The organism is Halorubrum sp. CBA1125 (assembly GCF_009742825.1).
GTDB lineage: Archaea > Halobacteriota > Halobacteria > Halobacteriales > Haloferacaceae > Halorubrum.
Map to the genome: position 1 here is coordinate 1 of NZ_WPCE01000055.1, position 15,310 is coordinate 15,310.

At 66.0% G+C, this 15,310-nt stretch carries 17 protein-coding genes; 10 read left to right on the forward strand and 7 right to left on the reverse strand.

Annotated features, from left to right (window positions below; translation table 11 throughout):
* Positions 1-523: PHP domain-containing protein (locus GJ633_RS07155; protein WP_197431278.1), on the reverse strand; the 523-nt coding region annotated here is incomplete at its 3' end.
* Between the two features lie 177 nt (positions 524-700).
* On the opposite strand from GJ633_RS07155, the gene GJ633_RS07160 reads away from it, so the two are divergent.
* The gene (locus GJ633_RS07160; RefSeq protein WP_156588265.1) at positions 701-985 is read left to right on the forward strand and encodes a DUF2795 domain-containing protein; all 285 of its coding nucleotides are present in this window, start codon (positions 701-703) and stop codon (positions 983-985) included.
* Positions 986-1,076: 91 nt separating this feature from the next.
* Here GJ633_RS07160 and GJ633_RS07165 read toward each other — a convergent pair whose 3' ends face one another.
* A complete protein-coding gene (locus GJ633_RS07165) occupies positions 1,077-2,126 on the reverse strand; it encodes a DUF5784 family protein (protein ID WP_321168950.1) in 1,050 nt (349 codons plus the stop codon).
* A gap of 193 nt (positions 2,127-2,319) precedes the next feature.
* Here GJ633_RS07165 and GJ633_RS07170 point away from each other — a divergent pair, with 193 nt between their 5' ends.
* Entirely contained in the window at positions 2,320-2,487 is a 168-nt protein-coding gene (locus GJ633_RS07170; protein WP_231741273.1) for a DUF5786 family protein, read from the forward strand.
* Between the two features lie 33 nt (positions 2,488-2,520).
* Here GJ633_RS07170 and GJ633_RS07175 read toward each other — a convergent pair whose 3' ends face one another.
* On the reverse strand, positions 2,521-3,198 hold the full coding sequence (locus tag GJ633_RS07175) for a hypothetical protein (protein WP_321168951.1): 678 nt from the start codon (positions 3,196-3,198) through the stop codon (positions 2,521-2,523).
* Positions 3,195-4,145, reverse strand: coding sequence for an NAD(P)H-binding protein (locus tag GJ633_RS07180; RefSeq protein ID WP_156588268.1), 951 nt, complete (start codon positions 4,143-4,145; stop codon positions 3,195-3,197). Before GJ633_RS07180 ends, GJ633_RS07175 begins: the two co-directional genes overlap by 4 nt.
* Positions 4,146-4,240: 95 nt before the next feature.
* Here GJ633_RS07180 and GJ633_RS07185 point away from each other — a divergent pair, with 95 nt between their 5' ends.
* The 4 genes from GJ633_RS07185 (at position 4,241) to GJ633_RS07200 (ending at position 7,020) form a co-directional block, all read left to right on the forward strand.
* Entirely contained in the window at positions 4,241-5,152 is a 912-nt protein-coding gene (locus GJ633_RS07185; RefSeq protein ID WP_156588269.1) for an MBL fold metallo-hydrolase, read from the forward strand.
* A gap of 68 nt (positions 5,153-5,220) precedes the next feature.
* Positions 5,221-5,826: a hypothetical protein gene (locus GJ633_RS07190; protein ID WP_156588270.1), complete on the forward strand. Its 606-nt coding sequence runs from the start codon at positions 5,221-5,223 to the stop codon at positions 5,824-5,826.
* A gap of 49 nt (positions 5,827-5,875) precedes the next feature.
* Entirely contained in the window at positions 5,876-6,391 is a 516-nt protein-coding gene (locus GJ633_RS07195) for a hypothetical protein (RefSeq protein WP_321168955.1), read from the forward strand.
* Positions 6,388-7,020 (forward strand): YigZ family protein, encoded by a 633-nt coding sequence (locus GJ633_RS07200; protein WP_321168952.1) that lies wholly within the window; start codon positions 6,388-6,390, stop codon positions 7,018-7,020. Before GJ633_RS07195 ends, GJ633_RS07200 begins: the two co-directional genes overlap by 4 nt.
* A 160-nt stretch (positions 7,021-7,180) precedes the next feature.
* Here GJ633_RS07200 and GJ633_RS07205 read toward each other — a convergent pair whose 3' ends face one another.
* Positions 7,181-8,893, reverse strand: coding sequence for a DNA-directed DNA polymerase II small subunit (locus GJ633_RS07205; protein WP_321168953.1), 1,713 nt, complete (start codon positions 8,891-8,893; stop codon positions 7,181-7,183).
* Between the two features lie 139 nt (positions 8,894-9,032).
* Here GJ633_RS07205 and GJ633_RS07210 point away from each other — a divergent pair, with 139 nt between their 5' ends.
* Positions 9,033-10,112, forward strand: a complete 1,080-nt coding sequence (locus tag GJ633_RS07210) for a S26 family signal peptidase (protein ID WP_231741272.1) — start codon at positions 9,033-9,035, stop codon at positions 10,110-10,112.
* A 28-nt stretch (positions 10,113-10,140) separates the two neighbouring features.
* Here GJ633_RS07210 and GJ633_RS07215 read toward each other — a convergent pair whose 3' ends face one another.
* Positions 10,141-11,880: a Cdc6/Cdc18 family protein gene (locus GJ633_RS07215; protein WP_156588272.1), complete on the reverse strand. Its 1,740-nt coding sequence runs from the start codon at positions 11,878-11,880 to the stop codon at positions 10,141-10,143.
* Positions 11,881-13,020: 1,140 nt separating this feature from the next.
* Here GJ633_RS07215 and GJ633_RS07220 point away from each other — a divergent pair.
* Genes GJ633_RS07220 through GJ633_RS07230 form a run of 3 tightly spaced genes read left to right on the forward strand, consistent with a single transcriptional unit; the run spans position 13,021 to position 14,825 of the window.
* On the forward strand, positions 13,021-13,662 hold the full coding sequence (locus tag GJ633_RS07220; RefSeq protein WP_156588273.1) for an Era-like GTP-binding protein: 642 nt from the start codon (positions 13,021-13,023) through the stop codon (positions 13,660-13,662).
* Positions 13,662-14,123, forward strand: coding sequence for a DUF2073 domain-containing protein (locus GJ633_RS07225; protein ID WP_156588274.1), 462 nt, complete (start codon positions 13,662-13,664; stop codon positions 14,121-14,123). Before GJ633_RS07220 ends, GJ633_RS07225 begins: the two co-directional genes overlap by 1 nt.
* On the forward strand, positions 14,124-14,825 hold the full coding sequence (locus GJ633_RS07230) for a Zn-ribbon domain-containing protein (RefSeq protein ID WP_156588275.1): 702 nt from the start codon (positions 14,124-14,126) through the stop codon (positions 14,823-14,825).
* 90 nt (positions 14,826-14,915) lie between these two features.
* Here the strand turns inward: GJ633_RS07230 and GJ633_RS07235 are convergent, their stop codons facing one another.
* Positions 14,916-15,164: a GIY-YIG nuclease family protein gene (locus tag GJ633_RS07235; RefSeq protein WP_321168954.1), complete on the reverse strand. Its 249-nt coding sequence runs from the start codon at positions 15,162-15,164 to the stop codon at positions 14,916-14,918.
* Positions 15,165-15,310 lie beyond the last annotated feature (146 nt).

Consider the following 15,310-nt stretch of genomic DNA (forward strand, 5'->3'; position numbering starts at 1 on the left):
GGGGGACGTAACAGGGGCCGTCGGCGCCGATCAGCTCGTCGAAGGCGGCCGCGTAGTCGTACGGCGCCGACGAGCGGTCGATAGCGCGCGCAATGTGTGGACGACCGAGCCCCGGGGCCGGTTCGACGTCGAGGTCCACGTCCAACCGGTCCTCGACGGCCTCGACGATCGCGGCGCCGCGCTCGCGGCGGTCGCGCTGGAGCCGCTCGATCTCGGCGTCGAGCGCCTCGGTGTGCTCGACCGCGTAGCCGAGCAGGTCCAGCCGCTCGAAGCCGGCGTCGACCCGCAGTTCGATTCCGCGGACCAGCCGGACGCCGTCGCGCTCGACGACGGGGGCGTCGAGGTCGGGGTGAACGCGGTCGTGGTCGGTGACCGCGACCCAGTCGAGACCCGCCTCGCGGGCGACCGCGGAGAGTTCGACGACCGTCATGCTCCCGTCGGAGGCCGTCGTGTGCGCGTGGAGGTCCGCGACGATGGGGTCCGCGACGGGGGGGTCGGTACCGCCGATCGAGTCCGGGCTCATACGCGCCCCTCGGCGACGAGACACTAAGCGGCGACGGTTCGACGGCCCCGCGTCGGTTCGAACCCCTGCGACGAATAGAGGTCCCCGATCAGGCGACTAAGGACATATTAGGAGTACTGCTCGACTAAGGTTGTACATGGACAATCATTAAGAATCTGGAGCGATGTGGACCGGGTGATGCGCTTGAACGGCGTCGACGACCGACTCGAACGGCACCAATTCCCGGCAACCTCGGAGGAACTGATCGCGGCACACGGGAACGCGACCGTAGATCTCGCCGACGGCTCCGAGCGTCTCGGGGACGTGCTGGAGCGGTTCGGTGACCAGACGTTCGACGACGCGGAAGCCGTGTTCACCACGCTCCGGGCCGGCGTCTGTCACCGCGGAGTCGGTCGGCGGTTCTACTCGGACCGTGACCCGACGACCGACGCCGAGGACGGACCGTCGCCGGTCTCGTTTTGAGGTCGCGACCGAGCCGACGGTTCACCGTTTCGCTTTTTCCGAGCACCGGACGCGCGAGCGGCGGATCCGTCCCGATCGGGGACCGGCGCGCCTACGAGGTCCAGTCGATCGCGGCGGACAGGTCGAGCGGCACCGATCCCTTTCGATACCCCTCGACGTGCCCGTCCGGACGCGCGCGGAGCACCACCGCCGGCTTGTGACGGACGTCCGGTTCGGCCTCGCGGACCGCGGCCCAGTCGGCAGCGGGGAACGAGGTGCAGTCGACGAGGAGCGTCACGCCGCCGCCGTGGGCCTCCAGCTGCCCGTTCGTCTTCGTCTCCGCGGTGTCGCGAACGGCCGCGACCGGGTCGCTCGCCGACCGTCCCGACGCCGGCTGCGGACGGGTCACCTCGACCAGCCAGGCCTCGCCGGTGTCGGGGTCCGTCGCGCGGTAATCGAGCGAGTGGCCGGTCGTCACCTCGATCTCGGGAGTCACGTGGTAGCCGGCGTCGGCGAGGATCCGCGCCACGATGAACTCCGCGATCGTCGCGCTCATTCGCACCAGGTCGAGCGACGCCGAGGTTCCGAGCTTCCCGGCCATCGTCGCGCGGTACTCGTCGAGCGTCCCCGGACGGAGCGTCTCCTCGACGAAGCCCGTCCCTTCCTCTCGGCTCGCGTCGGGGAAGCCGGCCGCGTGATCGCGGAAGAACGCCCGCGTCGTCATCGCGCCGTCCTTCGAACAGAACACCGGGAGGAAGAACCACGAGACGTGCGGATACGCCGCGAGCCACGGCTCCGCGTCGTGGAGCATCGCGAGCAGCTCGCGCTGGGCCCAGCGCGACACCGGGTAGGCCACCTCGTCGAAGCCGTACTTGTCCGTCTGCCAGAGAGGGCTCGGCGTCTCCGTGTTGCCGAGCCAGTACCCCGCCGGTCCGGGGCCGGCATCCGCGGGCGGATCCGAGTCGTCGTCGGTCCAGCAGAACAGCGCGAACGACCCGTCGTCCATGTCGAACCGCCGCGCCTCGTAGCCGGACGGCGGCGAGAACCACGGACGACCCGCAGTCGCTCCGAGGTTGTCGTTTAGCGGCCGCTCGAGCTGGTCTCGGACGCGATCGGCGTCCCAGTGTCCGGGCGAGCGCCTGAACCGGAGCGGATGTGCCACGACCGTGCTATCACGCCCCGGAAGTAATCGGTTCCGATGACTGTCGAGACCGACCGGCAGCCGTCCACGATCGGCACCGGCAATCTTCCACGGACGACACCGACGAATCGACCGACTGCAGTCGGTTTGGATAATTTATACGTTACCGACACATATATGTTCGACAGTTGCTAAGCGATAGTGTACCATGTCAATGGGTGCCTATGACGAAGACGAGCACGAGCGTCGTGAGAAGATGGCCAGCGCAGTCGACGCGGATTTCGACGCAGAGCGGCCGGAGTACACCGGATCGCTCACGTACGACTCCGGTGACTCCGCGGAGGCACTCCTCGACAAGTTCCAGGAGCTTCAAACCGAGTGAGCCGGTATCCGGCGCCGCGGCCCTTCTGCGGACTCACGACGGCCGGGAGAGAAGTATCGCGGCCGCAGAGACGATCCCGACCGCGAGGACGTGCCCGACGACCGCTCCCAGCAGGATCGGGTCTCCTCGGAGGAACGGAACGAGCGCGAGCTGGACCGCGGAGAAGCCGACGTTCTCGGCGTCGAGCCGCCTGATTCTACCGACCTCGGCGGACGAGACGTCGACGTAAACGGCCCGCCACAGCGCGACGACCGCGCTCCACCACGAGGTGCCGATCCGGTACGTCAGGTCCCAGAGGATCAACAGCGTGAGATAGACGACGGGGACGGGCGGATCGGCGCCGAAGAGCCGCGTCAGGAGCGTTCCGTCCCAGGCGATCAGGTACGTCACCAGCGCGACGAACGCGAGGAGACCCAAGAGGATCTCGATGCTCGATCCGAAGAGGAGCCGCTTGTGCGCCGGCGGCGTGGAGAGCCGGCGGTTGAGCGTGCCGAGCCGGTGCATCTCGACGCTCCCGACCGCCGCGACGGCGACGGCGACGGTGCCCGCGGCCACCGCGTTCCAGAGCCCGTAGTACCAGCCGAGGAGGAGCACACCGGTCTCGAAGAGGACGAACTGGATCGCGACGGCGAGCGGCCAGGGGACGGAGAGCCCCGGGATTCCCCCCACGAGGCTCTCGTACACCCACGTCTCGCCGTACCGGCGGGTCACGGCCGTGACACCCCAGGAATCGCACCGTCGATCGCGGCGTCGTCACCGGCGCGCCGAGCCGTGATCGCCCGCGCGACCGCGAGGTCGAACGGCGTGCGCTCCACGGGAACGATCTCGCGGAGGCGATCGTCTTCGACGATCACGGTGTTCCGGAGTCCTTCGACGAGCGATCGCGCAAGGTACGGGTCGACGTCCGTCACCAACCGCAGCCACTTCGCGGACAGCGACGGGCTCAACACCGGCAATCGGAGGATCCGGAGGCGGTGGCCGAGTTGACGGCGCGTCCGGCGGAGAATCTCGGCGTACGTCAACACGTCCGGGCCGCCGATCTCGAAGGTGTCGTCCGCCGTCTCCGGGGCGTCGAGGACACCGACGAGGTACGCGATCACGTCGTCGACCGCGATCGGTTGACACAGCGTGTCGACCCACTTCGGGGTGATCATCACCGGGAGACGGCGCGCGAGCCCGAATATCACCTCGAAGCTGGCGCTGCCGCTCCCGACGACGATCGCCGCTCGAAGCGTCGTGAGCGCGGGGGTGCCGGTCGCGAGGATCCGCTCGACCTCCCGGCGCGAGCGGAGGTGCTCCGAGAGGTCCTCGCGGTCCTCGCCGAGGCCGCCGAGGTAGATCACCCGGTCGACGCCCGCGTCCGACGCCGCGTTGACGAAATTCCGGGCGCAGTTCCGATCGCGCTCGGCGTAGCCGGGGCCGCCGTCCAACGAGTGGACGAGGTAGTAGGCGGCGTCGACGCCATCGCCGTCGACCGCGAACGCCGGCGGGAGCGTCCCCGGTTCGAGGAGATCACCCTCGACGACGCGAACGTCCGGAGGGGCGGCGTAGCCGTCGGCGTCGCGGACCAGCGCGACCACCTCGTGGCCCCGGGCGACGAGCGCCGGGACCAGCCGGCGCCCGACGAAGCCCGTGGCCCCGGTGACGAGCACGCGCATACCGATCGCTCGGGCGGCGCGACCATAAGCCCCCGCCACGGCGCCGCTCGCGGTCGACCGATCAATAGAAGGCGGCCCGCGGCGGTGGTAGCGGTATGCACGCTGGCGAGTTCGAGCCGGTTCGCGGCGTCGACGACCTGTACGTCCACGACACCGGGATGTTCGACACGGACGAGTACGGGTCGGTGTACGTGTACGACGCCGAGCATCCGATCGTGATCGACACCGGGACCGGCGCGAACCGAGAGACCCTGTTCGAGACGATCGCGGAGATCGGGATCGGGCGCGAGGAGCTGGCGTGGATCCTGCCGACCCACGCGCACCTCGACCACGCGGGCGGTGCGGGGTACCTCGCCGATCGGTTCCCGAACGCCGAGGTCCGCGTGCCCGAACGGGGAGTCAGACATCTCGTCGACCCCGAGGCGCTGGTCGCGGGAACGAAGTCCGCCGTGAGGGATCAGTGGGAGTACTACGCCGACCCGCGTCCGGTACCGGAAGACCGGATCGCCGGCGTCGAGGGCGGCGACCGGATCGACCTCGGTGACCGCGAACTCGTCGTGTACGAGGCCCCGGGACACGCGCCCCACCACGCGGTGTACTACGATCCCGACGCGAACGTCGTCTTCACGGCCGACGCGTGCGGGATCTACGTGCCAGCCGTCGACGGGATCGAGCCGACGACGCCGCCGCCGCAGTTCGACCTCGACCAGTGCCTCGAAGATCTCCGGCTCGTCGAGGACCTCGACCCCGACGTGCTCTGTTTCGGCCACTTCGGCCCGCGAGCGTACGAGCCGGCGGTGATCGGCGAGGCGAAACGGACGTACGTCGAGTGGGTCGAATCCATTCGATCGAAGCGAGCAGAACTCGACGACGACGATGCCGTCGTCGAACACTTCGAGAAGGCGAGCAGGGACATCGAGTTCTGGAATCCGGAGCGCGCCAGGGCGAACACGAGCCTGAATACACGCGGTGTGTTGACGTACCTCGATCGGATCGACGAAGAGTGAGCGACGGGTCACTCACGGGCGACGACGGAAACGCCCTAATCCCCGCGTCGCGTAGGTCCCAGCGATAGATGGGTATCTTCGACACGATCCGCGCCGTGCTCGGCACGAGCGCCGAGACGGACGCGACCCGCGAGGCCGACCCCGAGGACCTCTTCGGGATGTCGACCGCGTACATGACGATGGAGGCGGACTTGGGCTACGACCACTGCGGTGAGGCCGCGTTGTGTTTCTCCGGGGTCGACAGCACGCGGTTCGACGAGGCGGTAGAGAACGTGGAGGCGATCCTGGAAGCCGGCGAGGTCGACACGGGGACCGGCTTCCACCGACACGAGGACGACCACGGCTACCAGTGGTTCGTCCTCGAAGACGACGACCCCGAGGACCTCGTGACCAGCGTCCACTTCGCGGCCGACCAGTTCGTCGAGGAGGGATTCGGCTCACGACTCCTCGCCGCGGTATTCGGCTTCGAGGGCGACGACGGCCCCGCCTACTGGATATACTCGTTCCGCCGCGGCGCGTACTATCCGTTCGCACCGTCGGGCACGGACGACCGGAACCAACGCGTCGAATTCAAGCTCCAGTCGGTCCTGGACGGCGAACTCGAGATCGAATCCGACGAGTCGTACTGGTACCCGCTGTGGCCGGACGCGCCGGAACGACACCCGTGGGAGTGAGTCGGTGAGCCGAACCGAGTCAACGGACCGTACCGGGCGGTCCGAGAGCATCGAGGACCGCGAGGACGATGGCGTCCCCGACGGTCGCGACGCCCCGCGAAAGCGCCTGCTTCGCGCCATCGCCGCGCAAGCGGCGGCGATCAGCGCCGCAGTCCACCTGCTTTGGGCGTGGCCGCGGCTGCTCGACCCGCCCGACGCGCGGCCGTACCTCTTCGTGCTCGCCGCCGCACTCGCCGTCGGGATCGCGGTCGCGACGCTTCGAGCAGGCGAGTACCGGCGACTGTACGCACTCGGCGCCGGAACGCTCGGTGCGTTCCTCGGCGGGTACCTCGCGTGGCACGGCGGCGGCACCGGTGAGGCGCTCGCGGCGGACCCGCTCGCGATCGTCGCGGTGGTCGGCGAGACGGTCGGCGTCGTCGCGTTCCTCGCGCTCTATCGCCTCGCGCCGCCGACGAGCGTGGTCCTCGAACGGCATCGGACCGATCCGGACGGAGACGACGAAGGACGGGACGACCGAGCAGGACGGACCGGTAACGCGCGGAACGACGACGGGGGTGAACCGTGAGCGACGCGTACCGGACGGTCGACGGACGAGCAACGATTCGCTTCGAGGAACGCGGCTCGGAGTTCCTCGGTCACGTCGCGCCGGTCGACACCGTCGACGAGGCAGAGCGGTTCGTCGCGCGCGTCGCGGACGAGTACGACGACGCGACCCACAACGTGCCGGCCTACCGCGTCCCGGCCGGCCCGGCCTCCGAGCAGACGCCCGACGGAGACGTCATGCTCCGCGAGTACTCCTCCGACGACGGGGAGCCGTCCGGTTCCGCCGGAAAGCCGGCGCTGAACGTCCTCCAGCAGCGCGAGGTCCGCAACGTCGCTGCCGTTGTGACCCGCTACTACGGCGGAACTAACCTCGGTGTCGGCGGGCTCGCACGCGCTTACTCGCGCGCCGTGAAAGACGCCGTCGACGCGGCCGGCGTCGTCACCGAGGAACCACACCGGCGGCTGACCGTCGAGACCGAGTACGACGACTCCGGGACCGTCCGCGGGGTGATCGAGTCTACGGGCGTCGAGTTCGACGCCGAGTACGGCGAGCGGGTGCGGTTCGACCTCCGCGTACCGATCGACGAGACCGAGCCGCTGGTCGAACGGCTCAACAGCGCCACGAGCGGGCGGGTCCGGATCGAGCGGTAGCGACAGATGGCGAACAGGCGACGCGGCCGGGTAGGCATGCAGATCGGGCGTCCCCGAACCCCGCGGCGGTGCGTCGCGCTCCCGCCGTGTTCGCCGCGGGCGACAGTCGAGTCACGACGGGGATGGCCTCGGTATCCCCGATAAGGTGACTGGCCGTCAGTCACGCGAACTTCCGGACGGTCATCTCGAGGGTGTCGAGGTCGAGGATGGGCGCGTAGCCGACGTCGGGATCGATGTTGACCGACCGCTGGAAGTCGGTCTGCGCCTGCCAGCAGCCGGAGTTGACCGCGAGCACGTTGTGGTACTTCCCCCAGCCGAGCTTGTGGACGTGACCGGTGTGGAACACGTCCGGCACGTCCTCGATGACGAGGTAGTCGCGCTCTTCGGGGGCGACCCGGGTGTGACCGCCGAACTGCGGGGCGACGTGGCGCTTCTTGAGGAGCTGGTACATCGCCTTGTGCGGGTCGTCGTAGCTGGCCTTCTCCTCGGGCAACTCGGCGATCACCTCGTCGAGCGAGACGCCGTGGTACATCAGCACCTCGACGCCCTCGACGCTGACGGTCGCCGGATTCGAGACGATCCGCGCGTCGTGGACGTCCAGGATATCCCGGATCTCGTCGTTGAACCCGGGCTGCGGTTCCGCGAGCCGGACCGCGTCGTGGTTGCCGGGGATCATCACGATCTGGAGGTCGCCCGGGACCGCCTTGAGGTGCTCCGCGAACACCTCGTACTGCTCGTAGATGTCGACGATCTCCAGCTCCTCGTCTTGGTTCGGGTAGACCCCGACGCCTTCGACCATGTCACCCGCGAGCAGCAGGTACTCGACCGGCTCCGCTTCCGGCGTGTGGAGCCAGTCGGCGAATCGCGCCCACGCGTCGGCGACGAACTCGTCGCTGCCGACGTGAATGTCGGAGACGAGCGCCGCCTGAACGTGTCGGTCCGCCCCGCCGGTCCGGTGGGTGCGAGGGACGTCCGGGAAGTGCAGCGAATCGGCGAACAGGATTCCGGCGTCGTCGGCGAGCGTCCCCTCGACGGCGAGACACTCGTCCATCAGGAGCTCGTCGACCACGTCAGCGAGCCCCTTGTCTTTCATGATCAGCGCGGGGAAGGTGCCGGTGGTGTCTTCCAGTTCGACGAGCCAGTGACCCGACTTGGTCGACCTGACGTCGTTGACGAGCCCGATCATCGCCGCGTCGCTCCCGCCGGGCATCTCCGCGATCGCCTCGGCCGGACGGTGGTTGACGCGGCCGCGGAGCAGCTTCGAGAGCCGCTCGTACCGGTCGCGGAAGGTCTGGACGAAGTCCCGGTACTCGCCGGTTCCCGTGCTGCGGCCGGTCATGTCGTTGCCGATCTCCAGCTCGCGGCGGTCGGAATTGGGAGTCCGATCCGCCTCCTGCGCGGGGGGCGATCCCGCCTCCGGCGTTCCATTCGTCGTCTTCGGTGTTCCATTCGTCTCCGGCGTCGCCTCCGACTTGGCCGGGGTATCGGCGCCCGACTCGGCCGTCTTGCTCACGACCGATCCCGTGCCCAACCCCTCTGTTTCGACTGGAGATCCGTCTTCTTGGTTTCCGCTCAGTTCTGAGTCGGTTTCAGAAGATCCATCGTTTCGAGTGGAGGCGTTCCGGGTGGCGGAGTCGGTCTCGGACGGGCGTGGCTCGTCCGCGCTGCGGTCGGTATCCCGGCCGGAGTCGAGGACGTCGCGGACGTGGTCCGCGGTGATCCGCAGGGCGTCGTCGGGGGCCTGCTCGACGGCGGATTCGAGGACTGTTGCGGGGTCGGGCGCGCTCGCCAGCAGGGTGACCGCCTCGCGCTCTGCGTTGTACCCGCGGCTGGCCAGCTCTTCGACGATCCGGGCGTTCGACTCCAACGGCACGACCACCGAAACGGGTGTCCCCCTCAAAACGATTCCGGAGCCCGGAGTAAGATTCCGGAGCCCGGAGCGGTCGACTCGGACCCAGAACGGTCGAGTCAGACCCGGAAGCTTATGGCCGAAACCCGTTAAGCCGGGAGTGATGGATGAAGGGGACCGGTCGGGCGGCGACGACGCCCCCGCCGAGGAAGCGACGCGGTTCGACGACGGCGGTGGCGACGACGACCGCGCAGACGACTACCTCGAACGAGACAACCACCTCGAACGAGAGCAGCACGGTGATACGAACCGCAACGTAGCGAATCGCGCCGAGCGCGAGGACGGCAGCAACCCTGCCGAGAGCTTCCTGTATCGGTTCCGTCACGACGAGACGGGGGCACTGATGTGGATCCGAGAGATGCTCTCCAGCGTCACTGTCGTGTTGGTGTTGGGGCTGGTCCTGTTCGGCGTGAGCGGCGTGTGGCCGCCGATGGTCGCGGTCGAATCGGGGAGCATGGAGCCGAACATGCAGGTGGGCGACCTCGTCTTCGTCACTGAACCGGGACGGCTGGCGCCCGACGCCGCGGACAACGGGATCGGGGTCGTGACCTACGCGGTCGGCGAGGAGACGGACTACCGCACGTTCGGGTCGTACGGATCCGTGGTGATCTACCGGCCACCTGGTCGGACCGCCGCGCCGATCATCCACCGGGCGATGTTTCACGTCGAGGAAGACGAGAACTGGTACGACCGAGCCGACGAGCGGTACCACGACGCCGAGAACTGCGTCGACCTCCGGTACTGTCCGGCTCCCCACGACGGGTTCATCACGCTGGGAGACAACAACGGCGAGTACGACCAGGCGAACGGGCTCGCCGCGCCGGTGAAAGCCGAGTGGGTGACGGGCGTCGCCCGGGTCCGCATACCGTATCTCGGCTACGTCCGACTGATCGCGACCGGACAGGCGGAACCAAGCGACGTGTTCGCGACGGCCACGATTCCGAGCATCGCGACCGTTGACGTCGCAGACGTCGAATCCGACCGTTCGGGCGTGGAGTCGATCCCCCTCGTTTCCGGTGGAGCTCCGATTCCCGGCGGAGACGACGTCGACGTCGGTGGGGCTGACAGCGGCGAGAGCGGCAAATTCGACAGTTGGGGAAGATACGAAGCCGACACTTCCGAGGACGGCTCGTCGGATGGCTCCAGTCGAAACCTGGGATGGGCCACGGTGGCCGCGGGCTGAAAGAGGGGTCAGGCGGGCTGCAGGCGGGTCAGTTGTCGAACCGCGCCTGCACGAACGGCTGGACGTTCTCGATGTCACCGAGCCGGGAATCCGAGAGGAGGACCGCCTCGGTCTCTTCGACCGGGACCGAGAGCCCCATCTCCTTGGTGCGGCCGTAGCGCCCCTTCGAGACGACGACGGCGTTGACGATCCCGAGCATGTCGAGTTCGCTGATGAGGTCGGTGACGCGCCGCTGAGTGAGGACGTCCGCGTCGATCTCCTCGCACAGACGCTTGTAGATGTTGAACACCTCGCCGGTGTTGATGTTGTGAACGCCGTTCTTCTCCAGCAGGATGACCGCGAAGAGGACGATCTTGCTCTGGGTGGGGAGCGTCCGGACGACCTCGACGACGCGGTCGAGTTCGATCTTGTCCTGGGCCTGTCGGACGTGTTTCTCCTCGACGACCTCGGCCTGTGAGCGCTCCGCGAGCTCGCCTGCGGTACGGAGGAGGTCGAGCGCGCGGCGGGCGTCGCCGTGCTCCTGAGCGGCGAAGGCGGCACACAGCGGGATCACGTCGTCGGTGAGCGCGTCGGGCTTGAACGCGATGTCCGCGCGGTGTTGGAGGATGTCGCGGAGCTGGTTCGCGTCGTACGGCGGGAAGACGATCTCCTCCTCGCCGAGGCTCGACTTGACGCGGGGGTCGAGGAAGTCGGTGAACTTCAGGTCGTTCGAGATCCCCATGATCGAGATCCGCGACCGGTCGAGCTCGGAGTTCATCCGAGAGAGGTTGTACAGCGTGTCGTCGCCGCTCTTCTCGACGAGCTTGTCGATCTCGTCGAGCATGATCACGACCACGCGCTCGTGGTAGTCGACGGCCTCGAAGAACGTCGAGTACACGCGGTCGGTCGGCCACCCGGTCATCGGAACCTCCTCCATCTCCTCGGCGTCCGTCTCCAGCTCATCGATCCGGGCGTCGAGGTCGCCGAGCGACGCGAACTCGGTGTCGGCGAGGACGCTCGAGTCGTCGACGGCGGCCGCACGGAGGTCGCGGTAGCGGTCGAGTCGGTCCGCGATAACCTGTTGGTTCTCCTCGATGAAGGTGTTCGCGAGCTGTGCGAGGACGCGGTACTGCGTGTCGGTCACCTCGCAGTTGATGTACTCGACCTCGCAGGGGACGTCGTACTTCTGAGACGTCGATTCGAGCTCCTGGGAGACGAACTTGGCGGAGGCCGTCTTCCCCGTTCCAGTCTTCCCATAGATGAGGATGTTAGAGGGCGTCTCCCCGCGCAGCGCAGAGACGAGGATCGTCGCCATCCGGTTGATCTGGTCGTTGCGGTGCGGGAGCTCGTGTGGGGTGTAGGACGGACGGAGGACCTCCTTGTTCTCGAAGATCGGCTCGCCCGAGAGGAGGTCGTCGAACAGCCCCTGGTTGTCGTCGTCTTCGTCGAACACGACCCCGTCGAGATCGACGTCCGGCGAGGATCGGTCGCGACCGCCGCTGCCGACATCGAGATCGACGTCGGGCTCGAGATCAACGTCAGCCACCGAATCGGAGACGCGATCTTCGACAGTCGACGAGTGATCGTCCGACCGTCGATCGGTCACAGACGCAGACTGGTCGGCAGAAAGATCGTCTAGACTGTCGGCGTCATCGCCCGAAGGCGATGTGTCGTCGACCGGCGAATCAGATACGGACCGCTCTGTCTGCGTCTCGTCGGACGCGTCTGTGGGCTCTCCGTCTACCTGATCCGGTGCGTTCGTTCGCGGTGTGTCCTCGCCTTCATCCATATTTACCCCCTGATTTCGGGTGGAGACCGCAGACGTCGTGTCCAAGTTCGCGTCGTTCCACCCTGAAACGACGACATTCGACGATAATCGACTCGGGTGACGTCCAGTTGATGCAGTCGAAGCAGACGAATACGTGGTACAAAAGTATTACTCTCCGTTGTTGAAAGGGACGATACTAGGACGAACGAAGCGATAATAACGAGACGGTAATAGAACACAACGTCATACGGTATGATAACAAGTTACACACACACACACCTTCCCCGCATTGTCCTTTCCCCACATTGGTTTTAATACCCGTCCTCCTTCCCTCGCATTCGTCTCCCCCATTCGTTTCTCCCCGTTCATTTCTCCCCCGTCGTCTCAGTACCGGTCTACGGTCGTCTTGAGGTTGATCGGGGACCGTTTTTGGTAGCAGGACACTCCCGTTCAAACGAACTGTCTCCCGTTTTATCGTAATCCGTTGTAACCCCCCCCACCCCTTCGTTTCGTGTGGAACTGGAAATCGGTGGGTGGGTGGGATCTCGAGGGGCGTCTAGAGATGTACAACCTTTATATGGTATGCCGGGTAACAGTACCCTCGGTCCTCTCCACTATATTATTGTATAGCATCCAGATTAAATTAATATATAGATATATTAGAATTATATCTCGATCGGTATCAGCCCCACCCGGCTCGTCCACCGGTGCGTGTTTCCACACGAAACGAAGGGGTGGGGGAGGTCATCGAATCGGTACCGACCGCCGATGAACGGACCTCTCACTACATCCGAGATCCACACTATTCCTCGGATCCGAGATCTACATCGCACTTCGAGACGATCACAGCGCGCTTTGAGACGATCACGGACAAGAGCGTTCTCGCGGACAAGAGTGCTCCGACGATCGGAACACAGTGTCCGATGTCGCGGATCCGATCTCGATGGTCCGACATCGTAATTTCGTACGCTGGTTTCAGATTTCATATACTGATTTCAGACTCATTCGACGGCGACGCGGCCGATCGCCTGCGTCTGACGCAGTTCTTAAGTGAGAGCGGCGTGGATGCTACCGTAATTCCCCGAACGGGCGACGGGCGCTCGGACCGATGGCGTCGGACCCACACCGCGTTCGGGAGAGAACACAGGATTGGAGGTCAGGATGGGACTGCTCACGAATCTCAGAGACAGCATATCACGGGTCACAGACGGGCTGTTCGCGGCCGACGACCCCAAGCGGATCGGGATCTACGGACCGCCGAACGCCGGGAAGACGACCCTCGCAAATCGGATCGCACGCGACTGGACGGGTGACGCCGTCGGGCCGGAGAGCCACATCCCCCACGAGACCCGACGCGCCCGTCGGAAGGAGAACGTGGAGATCGAGCGCAACGGGCGTACGGTCACGATCGATATCGTCGACACGCCGGGGGTGACCACGAAGGTCGATTACAAGGAGTTCCTCGACCACGACATGGAGAAGGAGGACGCGGTTCGTCGGTCTCGCGAGGCGACCGAGGGCGTCGCCGAGGCGATGCACTGGCTCCGCGAGGACGTCGACGGCGTCATATATGTGCTTGACGCGACGAACGATCCGTTCACTCAGGTGAACACGATGCTCATCGGTATCATCGAGTCACAGGACCTCCCGGCGCTCATCCTCGCCAACAAGACGGACCTCCCGGAGGCGGACGTCCAGCAGATCGCCAACGCGTTCCCCCAGCACGAGACCATCCCGCTCTCGGCGCTCGAAGGCGACAACATGGACGAAGTGTACACGAAGATCGCGGAGTACTTCGGATAATGCCCGGTCCGACTCCGAACGTCGACGGCGACGACACCCCGCCCCGCGACAGTCCCCCCGGTGACACTCCCCCTGGCGACGCCGCGGACGACGGCTCCGACGACGGTGTCCGGATCGACATGATAAGCGGCGCCCGGATGGAGGGGCTCACCAGCATGGAGAAGATCCGTCTCATCCTCGACGGCGTTCGCGACGGAAACATCGTCATCCTCGAAGAGGGCCTCTCTCCCGACGAAGAATCGAAACTGATCGAGGTGACGATGACCGAGATCAGCCCGGACGACTTCACGGGTATCGAGATCGAGACGTATCCAAAAGCCGAGACGAGCGATCAGAGCTTCCTCGACAAGCTGATGGGACGCAAGTCCGCACAGAAGCTCACGGTCATCGGTCCCGCCAACCGGATCGAGACGCTTCACAAAGACGAGAACCTCATCAGCACGCTCGTCTCCCGAAAATAGATGCCCCACCAGTGTACCAGCTGCGGTCGGACGTTTCCCGACGGCTCCAAGGAGATGCTCTCCGGCTGCCCGGACTGTGGCGGAAACAAGTTCCAGTTCCGGCCCAAGGGATTCTCCGAGGACGACGGACCGAGCCCGTCCGAGCCAGAGGCACAACCGCCCGAGTCTGAGACACAGTCGTCGTCCCAGTCGTCGTCCCAAGGGTCCTCCCCGCAGCCGACGTCTCGACAGTCGCCGGACGAAGTGAACGACACGGCGACTGCTCCCGACTCCGACACGGGGCCCACCGCCGCCGAAGACGCTCCTCGCTCGGCGTCGGAGCCGGCCGACTCGAAACGAACCGATCCTCGCTCTTCGAAAACGGAGCGCGTCAGCGAACGGACCGACGAGGACGCCGCGCAGGCGAGTGCCCGTTCCGACGTCGTCTCGCCCGACGAACTGGACCAGGCGAGCCGCGATGTCGACGAGGATCCGACGCGGGAGCCGGCAGACGCCGAGGCGTCCGACGCAGATCGTCCGGACATCGGTGATCTCAGAGAGGAACTCAACGAGCAGTTCGAGAGCATTCGGATCGTGAGTCCCGGCAAGTACGAACTCAACCTGATGGAACTGTACGACCGGCAGGAGTACATCATCTCCCTCCAGGAGGACGGGCGGTACGTCATCGAGATGCCCGACGCGTGGGGTATCTCGGAGGAGTGATGAACGCCTCGGAGGAGTGAACGGAGACGTTAACGTCAGTCTCTGTCGACGAGCGACTGTTCAGTCACGAGCGACCTATCAACCGTTTGTTCAGTCACCTATCAACCGTTCTTTCTCCGCGCGCGTCAGCGACTTGATCGCGTGTTCCCGTGACATCGCGGCTGACTTCGATTCGAACGACTCGACGTGTCGCAGCGTCACCGGCGTCCGACCGCGGGTGTACTTCGCTCCCTCGCCGGCGTCGTGTTCGGCGACGCGCCGTTCCACGTCGGTCGTGTATCCCGTGTAGTACGTCCCGTCTGCACACTTCAGGACGTACACGTAGTGCGAATCCGACACGAAGAGATATCGGGTTCATCGCCAGGAAAACGTACTGGTCGGCGCCCCTATTCGGGGCGTCATAGAACAGTTCACGGCGTAGTTGATTTGTAGCACCGTTGAGGATGAATCGCCTTCTCAGTAGATGTGCTAGTGGTACGATAGAG